This is a genomic window from Nostoc sp. NMS4 (assembly GCF_017115095.1).
Taxonomy (GTDB): Bacteria; Cyanobacteriota; Cyanobacteriia; order Cyanobacteriales; family Nostocaceae; genus Nostoc.
In genome coordinates, this window is the sequence record NZ_JABXKI010000210.1 from 1 (window position 1) to 19499 (window position 19499).

The following is a 19499-nucleotide window of genomic DNA, read 5'->3' on the forward strand; positions in this document are numbered from 1 at the left end:
GGGGTTTTCACAACAGATGCAGAAGTTGCTTGGCGAGGAAATGGTGTGAATGTCACATCTAAATCGATATCTATAGATAAGCTCGAACAATGGCGAAGAAATTATCACAGTAGTGAAAAGTTTTTATCTCATCAAGATGTGTCAAAGTTTGAGGAAAAAGTTAATTTGAAAGGTTGAGCCTTGACCCAAGTATACTTATTACAGTGAATGGTGTATGGGGCATAAAAGTAATTAACAATGCCCCATACACCAACCCAGATAAATTATCTGGGTTTTCCTTCCCATCAATCTTTACTGCCAAACATAGATAAGAATAAACAAAATAATCCAGATAACATCGACGAAGTGCCAAAACAATGAAGTTGCATTTACGCCGAAGTGACCTGTATCGTAGTTGCCAGGTAGGAAAGAACGGATTAAAATTATCAACTGCAACAGGATACCGGTGAAAACGTGCAAACCGTGGAAGCCTGTTAGTAGATAGAAGGTTCCACCAAATACCCCGGTGGTGAAACCAAAGGCGAGGCCGTTCCATTCAATGGCTTGGCCTACTAAAAAGTAAGTTCCCATCGCCATTGTTGCTAAGAGAAATAGGCGGAATTTTACTAAGTCGTGGCGTTGAAGGGCGCGTTCTGCTAAGTAAATTACAAAGCTACTAGCAACGAGAATTACTGTGTTGATTGCCGGTTCTTTTATTTCTAGTCCAGAAACACCTGTTGGTAGCCAGTTAGGGGTTGTTGTTTTGTAGATGGCATATCCGACGAAGAAACTTAAGAAGATGACGCTTTCTGAGAGGAGGAAGACGATGAAGCCAAACATTTTGTTGCCTTCTTCGTCGTGGGTATGTTCTGCGGCTGTGTGGGGTAATTGCTGGGAATTTATGTAGCTGTCCATTTTGCTTTTTGAGGGGGAGTTTGAAACGCAAAGGTGAGGCAGCGCGGTCTTGGGGGTTTCCCCCATGAGCGACTGCCGACGCAAAGGGAAGCGCGGAGGTACGCGGAGGGTTTTTGCGTTATTCTGGGAGGTTGGCTGTTAAGGGTTCTGATTTGCCGTAGCCGTAGGGTTCGGAGATGATGATGGGAGTTTCTTCAAAGTTTTCTACTGGGGGGGGTGAAGAAACTAACCACTCTAGTCCGATCGCTCGCCAAGGGTTAGCGGGTGCTTTCTCGCCTTGCATCCAAGAAATCACCATGTTGAATATGAAGGGCAAGGTGGACATTCCTAAGAGAAATCCGCCGAGGCTGGCGATGATATTCCAGAATTGATACTCTGGGGCGTAGGAAGCAACGCGGCGTAACATTCCTTGCAATCCCAAGGGGTGCATGGGCAAAAAGTTGAGGTTTGTGCCGATGAATGCTAGCCAAAAGTGGATTTTACCCCAGCTTTCGGAGTACATTCGTCCGGTCATTTTGGGGAACCAGTGATAGATGGCGGCAAATAAGCCCATCGTTACGGTGCCGTAGAGGACGTAGTGGAAGTGTCCGACTACAAAGTAAGTATTGTTAACGTGGACATCAACTGGCACTGAGGAAAGCATGATGCCTGTGATGCCAGCGAAGACAAACATGATTAATCCGCCCAAGGCAAACAGCATGGCGGTATTTAGCCGTAGTTTACCGCCCCAAATCGTTGCCACCCAAGCAAATACTTTAATTCCTGTGGGGACAGATACACACATCGTTGTCAGCATGAAAATCAACCGCATCCAGCCTGGAGTACCACTAACATACATGTGGTGTACCCAAACGATGCCGCTAACTATGGCTATCAAGATGGATGAAATGGCGACTACTTTGTAACCAAATAGGGGTTTACGTGAATAAACTGGGAAGATTTCTGAGAAAATGCCGAAGACGGGCAAAATAATCACGTAAACGGCAGGGTGGGAGTAGAACCAGAAGTAATGCTGGAACATTACTGGATTCCCACCCTTGGCGGGGTCGAAAAAGGCTGTGCCAGCAGTGAGGTCAAGTAGCAGCATGACTGCGCCGGCTGTCAATGCAGGTAGTCCGAATAGTTGGATGATTTGGGCGCTAAATACTGCCCAGACAAACAACGGCATTTTGAAGAAGCCCATGCCTGGGGCGCGCATTTTAACGATGGTGGTGACAAAGTTCACTGCCCCCATAATTGAAGATACGCCGGATATTGCTACCGCCAAGAGCCAGAGAACTTGACCATTAATTAAGTTATCTGTAGGATTCTGGAGACTGACTGGCGGGTAAGACCACCAACCGGCTTGGGCTGGGCCGCCAGGGACAAAGAAGCTACCCATCATCAAAATCCCAACTATTGGTACCATCCAAAAGGCGACGGCGTTGAGGCGGGGAAATGCCATATCTCGCGCCCCAATCATCAGGGGTACTAGATAGTTGGCAAAACCAACTAGTGAGGGAAATGTCCACAAAAACAGCATTACGGTGCCGTGCATGGTGAACATCCCGTTATAGACGGTGCGATCGACTAAATCTGATTCGGGTGTCATCAGTTCTCCCCGCATCACCATCGCAAAGATACCGCCGACGAGAAAGAAGAAGAATGAGGTAACGAGATACTGGATACCAATAACCTTATGGTCGGTACTAAAGCTAAAGTATTCTTTCCAGTTACTCGGAGATTCGTGCTTCTCATTCGGGAGAAGAATGCCTTCAATAGGAATATTAGTCATAGTTACTTTCCTTTCAACCAGGAGAATTGACTAGAGGAGGTGCAGCAGGTGGAACTGTAACCCAACCTGTTTGGACTGATTGATGGGATGTTTGAGCATACTCAGCAGCCGCTTGATTCTTTGCTGGAGATGGCTTTTGGGTTGCAGCTTTTGCCAGCCATTGCTGATAATCTTCAGGAGATTCGACGATTACATTGGCTTGCATCGTCGCAAAATATGTGCCGCTATATTGGGAATCGGTCAATCGGTATTGTCCGGGGCGGATGGGAGTAAATTCAAAGTCGATCGCATGGTTGGGAATAATATCCTGCTTGAGGCGAAATGCAGGAATATAGAAGCCGTGCAAAACATCTTGTGATTTTAGCGCTAAACGTATCCGGCGATCGCTCGGTAAATGCAATTCGCTACTGGTAATATCTCTTTCTGGGTAGTGAAAAACCCACGCCCACTGTTTAGCTAGTACGTCGATTTTCTCAACGGGTTCTGCTAAGGCATTAGCTGGTGCTGCATAAGCTGATTCCATTGCCAGGGGATTATGCAGATGAACTAGTTCTGATGGGCCTTGAATTCCCATTTGTTCGTAAACTTGGTAGCTATACCCGGCAATCCAAAACACTAACAGAATTGGAATTGCTGTCCAGACAACTTCCAAGGTGACATTACCTTCAATCGGCGGGCCGTCAGTGAAGTCATCTTTGACTGCCCGATGGAAGATTACAGAATACATCAGAGTACTTGTGACTCCCAAGAAGATGAAAGCACCGAGGGTTACTAAGAAGCTAATCAAATCATCAATGAGTAGGGATTCGGCTGCTGCTTGGGGAGGAAGCCAAGAGTAAGACTGCTTGCCGATCCAGAGACTCATAGAAGTCACTGCGATCGCGCCTGTAAGCAGTGTCAAAATATTTAAAATCTTCTGGATTTTCATGGTCTTTGGTTATTCATTGGGCATTGGGAATGGGGCATGGGGCAAATGACAAATGACAAATGACTAATGACTAATCCGCAACAAATTATCTGCTGTATTGTGTACGCCAAATTCGGCGGCTAGTTGCGCTCCTAATGTGCCGTGGATGTACAGAATGAACATGATGGCTATCCCTGCCAACAGATAGAGCCATTGCACTTCTCTATCTGTCTGTTTATATTCTTGTTTGCCCCAAACGAAGCGCTGCCATGCTCTCCAAATGGTCATACCAACAATCAATGCTAATAAGAACACACCACCTACACCATGCCAAAGCATAGTTTCCATTGCTTGCAATCCCCAGGCACTTTTTATATCGGCTGGTGGTGTTGCTAACAGCATTTCGTAAAAACCTGCCGCTACCGTAAAAAATGTGATGATGCTGGCAGCTAACATGTTGTACCAGCCAACAGTAAATAAGTTGTCACGTTCGACAGTAATTGCCAAAAATTTGAAGACCCATTTTTGGAAGGGGAATAGAACACCAACGATATCAAAGGTCATCCCAATGATGAATAAACCTATTGTCAGATGGACTAAGTTGGGATGAATGGGAATTGTATAAGGCAGTCCGTTTGCGCCTAGAGAGTCGGTTAATTGGTTAATCAATTCTGAGTTCATCGCAACAAACCATCCTTTACTGCTTCCACAACTGGCACGGTATGCAATCCATATACCCAAACAAGTTCATCGCCGAGATATACTTGTAAGCCAACTATTAGAGTTAAAACTAGTCCGGCTCCCAAATAATAAATCGGTACTTTTTGCGGATTACGCGCACGAATTACATAGCGCCAAGCTGTAATCGCTGTGATAATTCCTGAAAGCGACCAACCAATTAGCGTATGCAAATTTAGCACCGATTTCGCTAGGCTATAAGGCTGTGCTAAACCCGCTTCAAACTGACCAAAAATGATCGCGACGAAGATAGCGATCGTGGCAACTAACATATTCCACCAACTCACCTCAAAAAGACCGGATTTACCAGTAAAATAGCCAATTACATCGCAGAAGAAGGAAAACAACACCATCGCAATTACGAAGTGGACAACGATGGGATGAATCGTATCTGGATAGGGCAAATTGTGGTCGTTCAAAGATGTCAAATACTCAAGCATTGTCTTCTCCTGGACATATCTACTGCACTTTGGTCAATCAATTTTGGATTTGAGATTTTGGATTGGCGATCGCGCAGTCTTAGCGAGCGTCTTTTAGATTTATTCCGTCCCTGACGCGATATAAACTAGAAGACCCAAATCAAAAATCTAAAATTGCTAGTCAAACTTCAATAATTGATGGACACTCACTAATATCACCACAAGTATCCATCCATAATTGACCGAAATCTGTTCAACATCTGCGCGGTGCAATACGCTTAATCATCTCTTAGCTTTTTGTAGCCAAATTTGGTTAAATTGCCTACATGGAATAATTTTGGTTTTGATTCATTTCCTTATGCCAATAGTCTGCAACAGCAATTCTTGATGTAGCTAAATCAAATCGCTGTCGGTTGTTGATTTGCTTAACCTATCTTTAGCTTAAGTAAATTTTTATGAATTGTCAAAACAATAAATATTAAACTTTTAAAAGTTAATTATCTAACAAATAAATATTTAGGAAATGTACTTTTTATTGCATTCATATAAATATGAAAAAGCCTAAACAGCAGTTTTGTCTGTAATATATTTCACAATCATAAAATATTTGTTTGTGATGGAAATAACAAAAATATTTAATCTTGCGTCTCAGAGGATATCTGAAAACTTTTTGGTGTCGTATTTGAGACCTGTAGATCCCCCTAAATCCCCCTTAAAAAGGGGGACTTTAAGAAGCTTTACCCCCTTAAAAAGGCAGGGCTGATTCATTCCATTTCAAACAGGATTTGTCAAGATGGTTAGCAAGGAAATTGTAAGTAAACGTGACGAAGATATGAACATTTAAGCACTGAAATATCAGTAAAATAGTTGGTTTCATCGGCACGCTGGTAACAAAATAACTAATTTTTAATTGCTATAACCCTTGATTTTTAAAGCTCTTTGGGGAATGAATCAGCCCTGCCTTGGAAAGGGGGGTAATTTGACTTGTGTGTACACCGTAGCCAGAAAGGGGGGAAAATTTTGCGATCGCACTAACTAGAAACTGAGTTAGCCGCTTCGGAAGCCTTCTCAGCTGGGGGAAAGCCACCCATACGAATCTCAGAAGTGAAGGAAGTGATACTAAATCCACCAAAACTCTTGAGGACGTTTACCCGCATTCGCAAATTGGGGCTAGCAAACCACAGACGTTCCTCTGAGAAGATGGTTTCATCCTCTGTAGTTAGGATCAAAGCACCATCACTATCAATTTTATAGCATCCGGCAACTGGAATTTTATTGGTATCAGCTATTTCTCGGAGTAACTTGCCTTGGGTGGGATTATCCGCATCAGGTATCGAAACTAACACAGTTGAACCAGTGTGTTTTGCTTGATCCTTGTCCATTGTGCCGTTCCAGGTAATTTTGGTAGCACAGGAAGCAGCACTAGGATTAATGTTGTAACTTTGACACAGCTTGATAACTTCTGGACGATCTAATGCCAGCGCCTCAATGATGATATCTGACTTGCTATGTTCCGATTGGTTAAAAGCCAAATGTTGACTAGTCCGATGAGAAAACCATTTACCAGCACTTAACTGAAAAAACTCTTCAATATTCATGAATGAAATTACCCTGCATCAAAATGCTAAAATTCCCACTTAATTATTATTAAAAGGTAGCAGGAGGCTTTAATATTAAGCTTGATTGCCTATTTCCTCAAGCTTCTTGAGGCCAATTCTGGCTGCCTCAGCAACGTTGAAATGATTATCTTTTTCCAGGTATTTTAAAGCTGAGACACTCTTGGGAGTGGGAAGATTTCCCAAAGCTTCTGCCAAACGCTGCCTGACTAACCAATCATCAGATTCGGCGAAGCGCAGGATCTTATCTACAGACTCGATGTCTTGAATTTCTCCCAGTGCAGAGATTGCAGCTTGTTGTAACACGACTTCTTTGCTATCCAATGCCTGAAGAAGAATTTGACGGGCGCGGGGATCTTTGATATTACCTAGAGAAACAGCTGCACTAAAGCGTACTAGCCAATCAGTATCTTCATAAAATGCCCGTGAGAGTACCTCAAAAGCTCTAGAATCACCCAAATATCCTAAAGCACCGGCGGCATCAGCACGTATACCATAATCAGGATCATTTTCGAGAATTTTTACCAAAATAGAATAACATTCTGGCGTTGGCTTGATTCCCAGAGCAAATATTGCCATCGATCGCAGTTGCAAAGATTCATCGTCTAGTACCTTTTTAATCAAAGGGACTGCATCCTCAGCCGCAACGTGACGCAGATTAGCAAGGGCTACCATGCGATCGCGTAAATTCGGACTTTCTAACTGAGTATAAATTTCTTGTAAGCTTATATCTGCCATTTAGTTCAAAGCGTTTTCTTTACTTATCTTAATTTACCCGATCCATTCATCAGGCTGTCGGCAGAGTGAAGTAGGAGTTTGGCGACTTTACAAAACGGCTCGATTATGGATCAAGTATAAACAAATATTACTTACTGTGAGATTATGTATTGAACTTAGGACTAGTGGTCTATCCCATTAATTTTGCTGGGTTCAGAGAACGAACCGCATTCGCGCAGCGTCTCGTCAGAGAAGGACGCAAAGAGCGCAAAGAAAGAAAAGTTAAGAATGAGTTCACTCATCATATTTAATGCAATAGACTACTAGGGATTGAGAATTTAGATCCCAAGGAAATCTTAAAAGAATTGATTTTTCAGTACTCAGTCCCGCAGCCGCCAAGATTCCCTAACTTGCTGTGCTGGAGTTGGGGAATCCTGAATCCTGGGCGCGACTCGTTGAACTAATCTTAGAAAAAAGAGGAATAACAATGTCAAATCAACAAGTAACTGTCACCGCTCGATTAAAAGTAAAGCCAGGTTTGGAAAATGAATTTAAACAGGAATTTCAAGCCGTAATAGCTCTCACCGTCAAAGAAGAAGGTTGTATTAATTACGATTTACATCAATCTGTTGACGACCCATCTTTGTTTCTGTTACATGAAAATTGGGTTAGCCAGGAAATTTTAGCTCAACACTTAGAACAGCCGTATATTAAAGGTTTGGGGGAAAAATCAGGACGATTTTTGGTTGACCCCCCAGAAGTCAAGTTATGGCAGCAGATTGCGAACAATTCTTAGCTGGTGATAGTAATGACATCAAAGGTGTTATTGTATGGTGCGACTGGCTATGCTGGAAAACTCATTGCTGAATCTGCTAAAAATAACGGACTGGAATTAATTTTAGCTGGACGTAATCAAAGTTCACTAGCAGCAGTAGCCAATGAATTAAGTTTGGACTTTCGGGTTTTTGGCTTAGACGATCGCCAAGCGATCGCTCGCTCTCTTGAGGATATAATTGCTGTCATTAACTGCTCTGGGCCTTTCTCTAAAACCTCAAAGCCACTTGTCGATGCTTGTCTCCAAACTAAAACTCACTATTTAGACATAGCTGGCGAAGTCCCTGAATTTCAGGCGCTACTAGCACGAGATACTGAAGCGAAAAGCGCAGGGATAATGCTTCTCCCTGGTGTGGGATTTGGAGTTGTCCCTACTGATTGCATAGCTGCTTACCTCAAGCAGAAGTTAGCAACTGCAACACGACTGATTTTAATCTATGAAACAGTGGGAGGTGTATCTCAGGGAACCGCAAACACGGTACTGCCAACTTTACATCATATCGGTGTAGTCCGAGAAGCAGGTAAGCTCATTTCATCTCGCCCAGCATCGAAAAGACGTAAAGTTGATTTTGGTTATGGCTCGGAGATAGCAGTCACAAACCCTTGGCGTGCTGATATTATCACTGCGTTCCAAACTACGGGTATCCCCAATATTGAGGTTTATACCGTATTTCCTAATCCTGTGGGCTTCCTGATGGAGTCGAGCCAGTCTTTGGGATGGTTATTTAACTCGTCTTTATTTCAAAGTGCTTTAGCAAGTCTAATTAAAACTCTACCCACTGGGCCAACGGCAGCAGAACGGGCTAAGGGTCAAGTTAGAGTAATTGGTATTGCTGAGGATGAAAGTGGTCAACAAGTAACTGCAAAGCTCTTAGGCCCGGAAGCATACGATTTTACGGCATTGGCGGCTGTAGCAGTTATCAAACGGGTCATTCAAGGCGAAGTTAAAATAGGATTCCAGACTCCTGCATCCGTATATGGGGCAGATTTTGTTCTTGATATTCCGGGAGTTATTGGGTTTAACTAAAGCGTGTTTTACAAAGAAAGGTAGGGGGCACTGGGGAGGAATTTTCCCCCTACCCCCTGCGGTCTTAATCTACGGTGTACACACAAGTCTGAAATAGCTGAGAAATCACGGTTTTACCCCACCCTAACCCTCCCCTTGCAAAGGGGAGGGAACTAGATTTTCCGGTTTCCCCACAATGCATCGGGGGGATTAAGGGGGGTAATTCGACTTGTGTGTACACCGTAGGCGGTCTTAATGAGGGGGCTAGCACTGCGATCGCTAAAGCATAGCGACAAATATAATTGTGATCATCAATCCCTGTGGTTAGGGATTAATTATGGCGATCGCTAATACGGAACTGCGATCGCTTCTCTACTAGATTTAAACTTAGCTGTATATTTTTATGCAATTATCGCCGGAATCTTTATGTCCCTGGTATCACTTCCCCAATCGCTGCATCCACACCTACCCTTCACGGCTCTTGCGCCCATGCAGGATGTGACAAACCTCTGGTTTATGAAAGTCATTGCCCACTATGGCAGTCCTGACTACTTCTTTACCGAGTATTTTCGGGTGAATGATACCTCACGGCTTAATCGTAACATATTAGCAGCAATCACCGAAAACGACACGGGTCGCCCTGTTTTTGCTCAAATGATTGGCGAAAGCATTCCAGACTTAGTAAGAACAGCAAAGGAACTCTGCGGCTATAATATCGCTGGAGTTGACTTGAATATGGGCTGTCCAGCACCTAGAATCTATCGCAAAAATGTTGGGGGTGGATTACTGCTCTTACCAGAAAAAGTCGATCGGATTTTGGGAGAACTGCGGCAGACAGTCAACGATCGCCCTTTAACGGTTAAGATGCGCGTAGGCTTTGAAAATACAGATACCTTTTACGAAATTCTAGATACGATCAATCGCCACAGCATTGATTTGCTGAGTTTGCATGGTCGCACGGTGAAAGATATGTATCACGGAGCAGTGAAATATGATTTGATCGCTGAAGCGGTCAGACGGGTTAACTGTCCAGTGCTGGCTAATGGCAATATCCACTCGGCGACAGCTGCGATTGAAGTGCTTTCGCAAACAGGTGCGGCGGGTGTGATGGTGGGACGCTGGGCGATTGGGAATCCTTGGCTTTTCAATCAAATTCGGCAAGCTTTGCGCTTCGAGCCGATCGCACCCGTTCCTTTAGTAGAGGTACGCAGCTATATCGATCGTTTATGGCAAACCCCCACAGCGACAACTATGCCAGAGCGATCGCGTGTAGGCTACCTGAAAATGTTCCTCAATTACATTGCCTTGAGTGTTGACGCTGAGGGTGATTTCTTGCGGCTGATGCGACAGACTCAGACCGAGGTAGAACTGTTTAACCTGTGCGATCGGGTTTTCCTCACCGATCTGACAAAAACTTTAGCGCTATCACCCTCCTTAAGCGTGTAACTATGGCAACTATTTACAATTGTCAAGATGTTGTGCAGCGAATAATGAAGCCAACCAGAGTACCAAGCACTTACCAGTTAGGCGAAGTTTGCCAAATCCTAACTTAGACATAACCCGATCGCAATAAAAATTTTCGTCTCAAATGCGAGATTCTCTCAACCCACGCCCTGAACTTGCTAATTTGGCATGAATGAGGAGAGAATCTATCAGTCAAGTCAAATTAACTTTCCAAAACTTAATAGTGGATGTTACCGAATTAGTCAAAGTTTCAATTATTCTCTTGCTTGTTGCTACAGGTGTGGCTTTGCTGTCCCGGCGGTTGGGAATCCCTTATGTTACGGGTTTAGTATTAGCAGGTTTGCCCATCACTGAGTTATTGTCCCGTCGGATTGGTTTAAGTCCAACCCTTGTTTTGGATCTTTTCTTACCAATTCTCATCTTTGAAGCTGGTATTAATACAGATGTCAGCCGCCTACGCAGTACCTTTAAACCAATTGCCCTACTAGCTGGGCCGGGGGCTTTGCTTTCCAGTGCGATTATTGCCGTCCTGTTGAAATTTGGGTTGGGACTGAGTTGGATATCTGCCTTATTTGTCGGAGTAATGCTGGCAAACACTGATACTGTTTCCATGATTGCCGTATTTAAGGATATACCGGTGCCATCCCGCCTTTCTACCATCGTTGAAGGGGAAACTCTATTCAATGATGCCGCGGCTTTAGTTTCCTTCAACCTGATTGTGCAACTATATTCAACAGGCTCACTCACATTTATTGAGGGAATCCAACAACTGCTATTTATCTCTCTAGGTGGCTGCGTTGTGGGGTTAGTATTGGGCTACTTGAGTATACCTGTATTCGCTCGCTTAGATGATGCTCTTAGCAGTCTTTTACTGACAGTTGCGGTTGCATTAGGAACTTTTCAGGTTGGTCAATTTCTCGGTGTATCAGGCCCTGTGGCTGTAGTTGTCGCTGGATTAATTTTCGGGAATTTAGGGCTTTCTCGCAATACTTCTGCTTCTAGTCGCATTACTTTGTTGAGTTTTTGGGAATATGCCAGTTTTACCGTCAACACCTTTATTTTTCTGCTAATTGGTGTAGAAATCAACTTGGTAACACTCTGGAAAACTTTACCTGCAATTCTACTTGCTGTTTTGGCTTATCAAATCGCGCGAGTTCTTACAGTTTATCCGCTACTCGCAGGTGTTCGATGGATTGACCGCCCAATTCCGTTACGCTGGCAACATTTACTGTTTTTAGGCAACATCAAAGGTTCGCTGTCAATGGCTTTGGCGTTGAGTTTACCTGCTACATTGCCGGGGCGAGAAGTTTTGATAGCTATAGTCTTCGGCTGCGTGTTGGTGTCGTTGGTGGGACAGGGTTTAAGTTTGCCTTGGGTGGTAAAACGCTTAAAATTATCTAAATTTTCCGAAGTTCAACAACAGGTTGAAGAGTTGCAAGCTCAGTTGATAACGGGTAAGGCGGCACAAGATGAATTAGATAGCCTGTTGAAATCGGGGGTATTACCAAAAGCCGTTTATGAAGAGATGCGTTCAGGTTATCAGGTACGAATTGCTGGTGCAGAAAAGATACTGCGGGAACTATATAATCGTCGCCCTGATGAGGTGGAAGGTAGAAGTGGCAAGAGTAGTAAACTTGAAGCTATTCGCCGACGTTTACTGCTGGCAGAAAAAGGGGCGCTCAATGAGGCAATGCGGAAGCGAATTCTCTCGGAAGAAATTGTGCGCGGGCGGATACAAATTCTTGATGAACAATTACTGAAATTAGAAGATGATTAGGGATTGGAGATTGATGAACCTTTGAGCTTTGGCTGATTGATTTAGGAACTACCGCCTCTAGCTAAAGATTGAGTCACAGACTCAATGAATGCATTCCCATGCGGAGCATGGGAACGAGGGAATTACGAATTACGAATTACGAATTATTTTAAAGGCGATCGCTTGTAGTTATTTTGACTTTTAATTACCCTAGCAGGACTGATAAAGGAAATTCCTTGTTGAAAGTCAGTACCAATCATGACTGCCTCTACTATCGGTTCGGATATTTCTGTTTGAGCTACCCACTCGACAATGAAGTTTGCGCCTAAACCTCCACTGGTGTCGTTTCTATTGATAAAAAAATCTGTGGAAGCTAGTGCGTCAAGTTGAATAGGATGCTCTAAATACTGTTTGACTAGTTTTCCATCGGAGTTATAGTAGCGCACAGCAGTAATAATAATCGGATTAGCCAAATCTGTATTCCGAATACTAAGGGTAACTGCTAACTCAAAAATCTCTTGGCGATTGTGATGATAGATATGCGAGTAGACTGGAACATAAAGAGTTTGACCGCTTGCTATCTTAAAATTCTTATCCAGCGTTACTGTTTTTTGCAATGGGGTTGCTGGAATGGCTTCGGGTTGTGACTTGGGTGTTGATTCACAAGATGCAAGAATCATAACAGCGATCGCTAAATAAATATATCGATACGGCTTCATCAAAACTCACCAATTTTATTTGTGTAGCTAACCCTACCTAATAAACAGTTTAGGTAAGAAGTGCGCTCAACATCTTTGTTCAATAAAATCAATGACTTGATGTAAAGATCCTGGTTTGGTCACAATCAGCACGGTTGAATAAGGTTCCAGTATTGTACTACCGTTCGGAATCATCAAGTCTTCGTGGGGATGGGATTGATAGCCAATAATTAGCGAACCAGTGGGGAATTGCGAATCCTGAGCAATTTCGGCAAGGCTACGACCGGCAACATAGCAATTGTTGGGGATGGAAAGTTTCAGAACCTCTATCTGTCCCTGCTCAAAATGCATCATCGATTCTACTTGTGGATACTCAATGGCGTTCACCATTGTTGAAACTGATAGTTCAACAGTACTGATAATATGGTTTGCTCCAGCTATCCGCAGTGGTTCAGCAAAATCGGGGTGGCTCATCCGACTCAAAATATGGGTTACACCGTAGTGTTTTGCAAGTGTTACCATTGCTAAGTTTAAGGCATCACTTCTCAGAACTGCTGCCAAGGAACCAGCTTTGCGAATCCCCGCTTCTAACAATACTTCTGTACTCACAGCACTGCCTTCAAAAGCCATTGCTCCTACTTGTTCTCGGGCGTAGCGGCAAGCGATAGGATCGATGTCAATGACGGCTACTGTATGTCCTAGTTCTACGAGTTTTTGCGCTAAACTTAAGCCCACTAAACCTGCTCCACCGATGAGTACGTACATGACTCTTCCTGATATTTTGGGAATTTTTATTTCAGTTTACATTTAGGGAGGAATTTTCAACGCAGAGGAACGCTGAGGGAAGCGCAGAGGTACGCAAAGAATTTAATGAGGTGGAGGGGGTTTTTAATTGTAGTTTTTGAATTGATATTTTTCGAGTAACTCTTTTACTTGGGCGGATACTAAAGGATGTGGATCTTTTTGTAACTGGGGGAGGATTTGCATTAGAACGCGATATGAAACCATATTTAAGTATGCGATCGCAGCTTCTCTAACAAAGCCGGTGGGATGACGCAAACTCACTAATATCTCGGAACTGGTCAGTCGGATGCGTGTAACTTGAGCATAATGAAAACAGCAAGCTAGGCACCAGTCAGAAAGGAAGTTACCTAACATCAGCAATCTGTGAAGGCGATCGCTAACTACCATGTTCTCATATTCTACGATCTTGGCTTCTATCAGATATTGCAATTTTTCTGTCTGTGGTCGGTTGTCTAAAATATTCAGCAATAATGACTTTGAAGACAAAGTTACGGTATGCTCTAAGATTTCTAACCCCCGTGCTAAGTTTACCACTGAGAGCGATCGCAGATTAAATGCTGCTGCTTGCATCTTTTCTGGCGAGTAAAGCAGTTTCAGTAATAGTAGCAGCCGCTCTTTGACATCCAATTCTAATTCTAGAAGGGCGCGTTGCAGTAATTCGGAGACAATCACAATCCTCTCATTGGATTGATGATTTTCTTTTTGGTCTAGTGTTTGGAAGTCTATGTATGCGGCGTAAATTTCACCTAAAAACTTTAATTCTTGCTTAATTAAATTTTCTACCCGACTTTCATAAAATCGATCTACTAAACCTTTAATTCCTGGTTGTTTATGTATTTTTAGTAAGCTGCGAAGAATATGATCCCTAGTAGTACCCCAGGATGTTTCCAAGTTTTCCCATAAAGTCTCTAATGCTTGCTGAGTGCCGACTTGAGCAATGGTACGCCAAGCATACATCCGCACTACTTCCGGTTTGTAAATATTAGTAGCCAACCGCAACAGCATTTCTAAAGCTTCATTTTCTAGTCGCACTAGCGCTGACATGGCTGTGCTACGGGTTGATTTGTAATAAAGTGCTGCAATTAGTGCCGAATAGTACTCTTCTAAATGGGTGGCTGCAATCATTTCTAATACGGCGCAGCGCACCCGCAACGACTCATCTTGTAATAAATTCGGGATGTGAATCCGCAACGCCTGTAAATAAACTGCTTCTCTCAGCGCCCTGACTCCATTCACCCGTTCTCGTTCTTTTTTATGAGTCAGCATCCGGCGCATGGTTTGGGTAGCTGCTACCTTTTGCATCGGCGTTCCCTGGCGTAAGACTAAAGCGGCGGCGGTGGCGCGAATGAGTGAGTTTTGGCGAGGATGTAAATATCCTTCTAGGAGGCTTAAATTAGGATTTGGTTCCGCCAGCCAAACGTAGCGTAGCGCTAAGGCAAAAACTTCGGGGTTAGTTTCTTGGGATTCTTCTAACAAAGGACGGATGGCGGCTAGATAAACCGGATTTACACCTCCCATCAGCATCACTTCCAAACTTTGGCGCTGCAAATCTGGGGTTAACTTCACTAGTAGCGGTGCTAAAACTTCCGCCGCTCCAGGGGAATCAATTTGGGCTAAAAGTTCAATGCAGGAGCGTTTATCAGCCTCAGAGCCTTTTTCTGCTAAAGCTTTGACTACACCCTGTTTGAAAAATCGTAAGCCGACATTGCTTGCACTCAAGTGACCCCGCGCCACACTTAAGACTAACAGTTCCACATAGCGCGATCGCAATTCCCAAACTACTGTTAAACAAGTGCCAGTTACCAGCATTGTTTCTGCTACCAACACCCATTTTTGTAGTGGTTCGGGGACAAATCGCCCACAAAACAAGATAGTCGCAAAAATTAGCACTCCTGTCAAACCTGTAGCGATCGCTTCGGCGGTTCCACCAGATAAAGTCTGCATCCGGCTGCGAATTGCCTCTGGAATCGGTTGGTACAGGATGGGGCCGCTACTCATGACAAAGGTGTAGCGCAAAAGTTCATCAAAGAATTTGACAATTATCAAACCCCAGAAAAAGCTTTGCGATTGCATGGCTGGAATTAAATGCAGCAATACCAACACTCCTGGGAGTGAAAAGCCGACGGTAATTGGTAAAAGCGTCGCAGTGAAAAATACCCCCATGCGTTCGATGAGTCGGCTAGAAAAAAACCACTGCAACAACAACTCACACAATCCCAACATCCCACCAAAAAGACCCAAAAAGCTCGCAAGTTCTCGGTCGCTCAAATTGGATTGGAGTTCGCGCAAATACTGGAAATCGATTAACAAGCCAATGACTTGTAACAGTCCCACAAAAGCAAACAACTGCCAGACGTACCGCTTCAGTGGACTTTTAATAAAACGCTCTCGTGAAGCTTGTTGTTCGGGAACTAGTCTTTGTGGGGTTTCAGGAAAAGCCGCTCGATAGTGATTAGTTAAATAGAATAGAATCCCCGATCCGCATAAAATCACTATACAGGCGATGAGAATGATCTTATTCAGCGTGGTGTATTGCACTAGCCAAGGCAAACTAAAGCCACTGATTACATCTGCGACTAAAAGCCCACTACTCACCAGGGGGTAAGTTCGTTTAATCTCCCGAATATTAAATATTTGGTTAGCGACGATGGAAGTGTTGAGGTCATTCACCACATAAAGCGCATCTACCCACAGCCGTAGTAGAAAAGCCGAAATAACCGCCAGATAGGAAAATTGCGATCCCCAACGTAATACAACTAATAAAACTAATGGCATCAACATGCAAGGTGCGATCGCCACAATCACCTTACGTAAAGGAAAAATCTTTTGCAGCCAAGAGTATAAAAAAACCAGTCCGGCACTCATCACCGCACTAGCAATATACATCCACGGCAGTAGATGAGTGCCATATTCATCCAAAAACAGCGCCACCGTACTGTCTTCTGCCCACCGCAATCCTACGCATACAATTGTGTAAAAGAGAAACATTATCTGGGTGCGTTCGCTCTCCTCTGGTCGGAGATTCACCCACTGTAGTATTCGTGGTAAAGCAACTTTATTTGCAGCCAACCAGTGATTTTTCAGTTCCATGCAGTTTTATTTTCTGGTAGTATCACCGCGTAATGGGGAGCGGGGGCAGGGGAGGCAGGGGGCAGGGGGCAGGGGGCAGGGGAAGCAGGGGAAGCAGGGGAAGAAAATACTCCCTCATCTCCCTCATCTTCCTCATCCCCCTCATCACCTGGAAATAGCAAAAGTCCTGAGCAACTGAGTATTATGTTTCCCACTCAGCCTTCAGGACTATCGATTTTAGATAAATTTAATGAGCTTAGAGCTTTGGGCGTATGTTGCAATACAGTTCAGTTAAGCAATTTTTTCCTTCTCTTTCTTTTCTCTGCGTCCTCTGCGGTACCCTGCGGGAAGCCGTTCGCGTAGCGTCTCGTAGAGAAGCGTCTACGTAAAAAAAATGACCTTGATAAAGACTGCTAGCCTTAACTGAAACGTATTGGCGCATATTGCATCCAAACGAAAAAAGAAAAATCCCCTGACTTATAGCCAGGGGATTTTCAAACTTGGTCTATTAAACAGTTAGAAAATTATTTTTTAGGCGAGATGAGCATCATCATGTTTCGTCCTTCTTTTTTAGGCGCTTGTTGAAGCTCGCCAAAAGGCTCCAAATCCGTTGCCATTCGCTTGAGCAAATCTTCTGCTAAGTCGCTGTGTTGAATTTCTCGACCCCGGAACATCACAGTCGCTTTGACTTTATCGCCATCTTTCAAAAAGCGCTCTGCTTGCTTAACACGCACGTTATAATCGTGTTCTTCTATTTTGTAGCGCATCTTAACTTCTTTGACATCAGCCGTGTGCTGCTTTTTCCGGGCTTCCCGCGCCTTTTTTTCCTGCTCAAACTTGTATTTCCCGTAGTCCATAATCCGACAAACCGGCGGGTCAGCTTTATCGCTGATTAGCACCAAATCTAGCTCTTTTTCTTCTGCTAGTTGTAGTGCTTCCAGTGGGGGCATAATTCCCAGTTGGGCACCGTCAGTGTCAATGACCCGAATTTTCGGGAAGCGAATTCGTTCGTTAATTTGGGGCAGATCGCGAGTTCTTTTCTTCTCAATCACAGCCATTATGATTAGTGGGAGCTCTTAATGAAGGATTTGGTGTGGTCTAAATTGGTATGCCTCAGAGGCCAAATACAGAAGTAACTCAGAACGGAAAACATAGTCTACAGTTCTAGGGTAACTAATCCATAAAATAGTTGCCTCGTTGTATTTGTCATTTTACTCACTCTCAGAGAGCTTCTCTGCAAGAGTTAATCTAAATTACACAACCTAGACTCATATTAAATATTATTACAATTATTTAGCAATACTTTTTGCTTGCGATCGCATTCAGCAACATCATAAGGACTTACGCATCATACAAATGTACTAGACTAAATCAGGGTTCAGTCAGCACCAGAAATGTAAATTTTGCTTAACGCCTATATATTATCGATGGTTAATTTGTCCAGTGCGTAGTACCCCTTTCAAGCTAACTCGAAAAATCTCTTTATTCTCTCTGTACCTCTGCGGTTTAAAAGTAATTTATTTAACCACTACAAAAACTGTGACCGATCTCTGTCCCTCTATGGTTTTAAGGTGATTTATTTAACTATTGCAGGTGGAGATAACACAGACTTCCATAGATGAAAGAAAGAATTTATTGACTAACATTTTTACCAATATTGAAATAGTTAGTCATCGCTGGATATTAACAAGTAGTGCTTTTTTATCCACGATCGCAATCAAACTAACATCCATCGGCAGAAATACCTTTTAACAATCTTTCAATTTGACAACAGACTTTATAATTGCTAACTCTTTCATTTGGCACTTGTCAAGCATTATTTTAGCTTTAAACGATCTTCTTTATGATTTTAAGACATCTGTCTTCAGTCGGGTAAAACTCCAAATATACATTTGGTAACATTGTTAACAATCAATAATAAATCGCAATTGGAGTTAATCATGACATACACACAAACTAACGATCCAACTATTCGTGAACACGTTCAAGCTTGGCAAAATTTAAATGTAGATCAACAACTTGCTTTGTTTTGGTTTATCTATAAAGAAATAGGGGGTTCAATTACTCCCGCCGCTCCTGGAGCAAGTACTGCTTCTTCAGAAATAGCCGAAGGTTTGTTGAATCAAGTTAAGGAATTATCTCACGAACAACAATTACAAGTTCAGCGTGATTTGATTAATAAAGCAGATACCCAAATTTCTCGTGAATATGGCTCTTTGGGTGATACGACAAAACTACTGTTTTGGTATCGATTATCGCAAGAGATGGAAAATGGTACTATCATTCCTGTACCTGATGATTATCAACTTCCTTCCGAAGCTAAAGCGTTATTTGGCAAAATTCAAGGATTAGAGTTTGAGCAGCAGATTACTCTTTTCCGTGATTATGTTTCGCCAATGGGTGCTGAAGCAAAATCAGGTGCTGAAATTTAGTACTTTTGAACTTTTTAGGATGTTTGAGGGTATCTATTAAGTTATTTATACCCTTCTCTTAAAGCTTGCTAAATTCGCCAGTCGCTTAATATAAAGCTAAATTTTGATGACTGGCGTATTTAGGAAATTTTAGTTTATTACTTCGAGCTAAACATCAACTTCTTGGAACAAAGTTTATCAAAATTTGCGAATTTAGATATAGACGATCACCTGACGATTTTAGCCTTAATGTATACTAAAAATTTCAGCGATCGCTCCCATTACCTAAAATCAGGGAACTCCAAGAAATAAATTATCCAATATTGTGGGGTGGGCATCTTGCCCGCCCACAGCCCAAGGCGGGCAAGATGGCATTGGTGTCAAGTTAAAGC

General features: G+C 43.1%; 16 protein-coding genes. 5 read left to right on the plus strand and 11 right to left on the minus strand.

The window, feature by feature from the left end:
- Nucleotides 1–291 precede the first annotated feature (291 nt).
- The 7 genes from HWQ37_RS18065 to HWQ37_RS18095 form a co-directional block, all read right to left on the minus strand.
- The gene (locus HWQ37_RS18065) at nucleotides 292–894 is read right to left on the minus strand and encodes a cytochrome c oxidase subunit 3 (protein ID WP_292749325.1); all 603 of its coding nucleotides are present in this window, start codon (nucleotides 892–894) and stop codon (nucleotides 292–294) included.
- 118 nt (nucleotides 895–1012) lie between these two features.
- Nucleotides 1013–2668, minus strand: a complete 1656-nt coding sequence (gene ctaD / locus HWQ37_RS18070) for a cytochrome c oxidase subunit I (RefSeq protein ID WP_292749327.1) — start codon at nucleotides 2666–2668, stop codon at nucleotides 1013–1015.
- Nucleotides 2669–2681: 13 nt separating this feature from the next.
- Complete coding sequence (locus HWQ37_RS18075; RefSeq protein WP_292749329.1) at nucleotides 2682–3596, minus strand: cytochrome c oxidase subunit II; 915 nt, start codon at nucleotides 3594–3596, stop codon at nucleotides 2682–2684.
- A 63-nt stretch (nucleotides 3597–3659) separates the two neighbouring features.
- The gene (locus HWQ37_RS18080; protein WP_292749331.1) at nucleotides 3660–4256 is read right to left on the minus strand and encodes a DUF2231 domain-containing protein; all 597 of its coding nucleotides are present in this window, start codon (nucleotides 4254–4256) and stop codon (nucleotides 3660–3662) included.
- The gene (locus HWQ37_RS18085; protein ID WP_292749333.1) at nucleotides 4253–4753 is read right to left on the minus strand and encodes a DUF2231 domain-containing protein; all 501 of its coding nucleotides are present in this window, start codon (nucleotides 4751–4753) and stop codon (nucleotides 4253–4255) included. Before HWQ37_RS18085 ends, HWQ37_RS18080 begins: the two co-directional genes overlap by 4 nt.
- Before the next feature lie 1010 nt (nucleotides 4754–5763).
- A complete protein-coding gene (locus HWQ37_RS18090; RefSeq protein WP_292749335.1) occupies nucleotides 5764–6330 on the minus strand; it encodes a phycobiliprotein lyase in 567 nt (188 codons plus the stop codon).
- 75 nt (nucleotides 6331–6405) lie between these two features.
- Nucleotides 6406–7086 (minus strand): HEAT repeat domain-containing protein, encoded by a 681-nt coding sequence (locus tag HWQ37_RS18095; RefSeq protein WP_292749337.1) that lies wholly within the window; start codon nucleotides 7084–7086, stop codon nucleotides 6406–6408.
- 466 nt (nucleotides 7087–7552) lie between these two features.
- Here HWQ37_RS18095 and HWQ37_RS18100 point away from each other — a divergent pair, with 466 nt between their 5' ends.
- From HWQ37_RS18100 to HWQ37_RS18115, 4 genes are all read left to right on the plus strand, one after another.
- Nucleotides 7553–7861, plus strand: a complete 309-nt coding sequence (locus HWQ37_RS18100) for a putative quinol monooxygenase (protein ID WP_292749339.1) — start codon at nucleotides 7553–7555, stop codon at nucleotides 7859–7861.
- 12 nt (nucleotides 7862–7873) lie between these two features.
- A complete protein-coding gene (locus HWQ37_RS18105; RefSeq protein WP_292749341.1) occupies nucleotides 7874–8926 on the plus strand; it encodes a saccharopine dehydrogenase family protein in 1053 nt (350 codons plus the stop codon).
- 405 nt (nucleotides 8927–9331) lie between these two features.
- The gene (locus HWQ37_RS18110; protein WP_292749343.1) at nucleotides 9332–10351 is read left to right on the plus strand and encodes a tRNA-dihydrouridine synthase family protein; all 1020 of its coding nucleotides are present in this window, start codon (nucleotides 9332–9334) and stop codon (nucleotides 10349–10351) included.
- A 241-nt stretch (nucleotides 10352–10592) separates the two neighbouring features.
- Nucleotides 10593–12146 (plus strand): cation:proton antiporter, encoded by a 1554-nt coding sequence (locus HWQ37_RS18115; RefSeq protein WP_292749345.1) that lies wholly within the window; start codon nucleotides 10593–10595, stop codon nucleotides 12144–12146.
- A gap of 143 nt (nucleotides 12147–12289) precedes the next feature.
- Here the strand turns inward: HWQ37_RS18115 and HWQ37_RS18120 are convergent, their stop codons facing one another.
- The 4 genes from HWQ37_RS18120 to infC all read right to left on the minus strand — a co-directional run bounded on the left by HWQ37_RS18120 (nucleotide 12290) and on the right by infC (nucleotide 17754).
- The gene (locus HWQ37_RS18120; RefSeq protein WP_292749347.1) at nucleotides 12290–12844 is read right to left on the minus strand and encodes a DUF3124 domain-containing protein; all 555 of its coding nucleotides are present in this window, start codon (nucleotides 12842–12844) and stop codon (nucleotides 12290–12292) included.
- Nucleotides 12845–12910: 66 nt separating this feature from the next.
- The gene (locus HWQ37_RS18125) at nucleotides 12911–13588 is read right to left on the minus strand and encodes a potassium channel family protein (protein ID WP_292749349.1); all 678 of its coding nucleotides are present in this window, start codon (nucleotides 13586–13588) and stop codon (nucleotides 12911–12913) included.
- 123 nt (nucleotides 13589–13711) lie between these two features.
- Nucleotides 13712–16717, minus strand: coding sequence for an MFS transporter (locus HWQ37_RS18130; protein ID WP_292749351.1), 3006 nt, complete (start codon nucleotides 16715–16717; stop codon nucleotides 13712–13714).
- Between the two features lie 503 nt (nucleotides 16718–17220).
- Nucleotides 17221–17754 (minus strand): translation initiation factor IF-3, encoded by a 534-nt coding sequence (gene infC / locus HWQ37_RS18135; RefSeq protein ID WP_099103961.1) that lies wholly within the window; start codon nucleotides 17752–17754, stop codon nucleotides 17221–17223.
- 882 nt (nucleotides 17755–18636) lie between these two features.
- On the opposite strand from infC, the gene HWQ37_RS18140 reads away from it, so the two are divergent.
- Nucleotides 18637–19128, plus strand: a complete 492-nt coding sequence (locus HWQ37_RS18140; protein WP_292749353.1) for an orange carotenoid protein N-terminal domain-containing protein — start codon at nucleotides 18637–18639, stop codon at nucleotides 19126–19128.
- Nucleotides 19129–19499 lie beyond the last annotated feature (371 nt).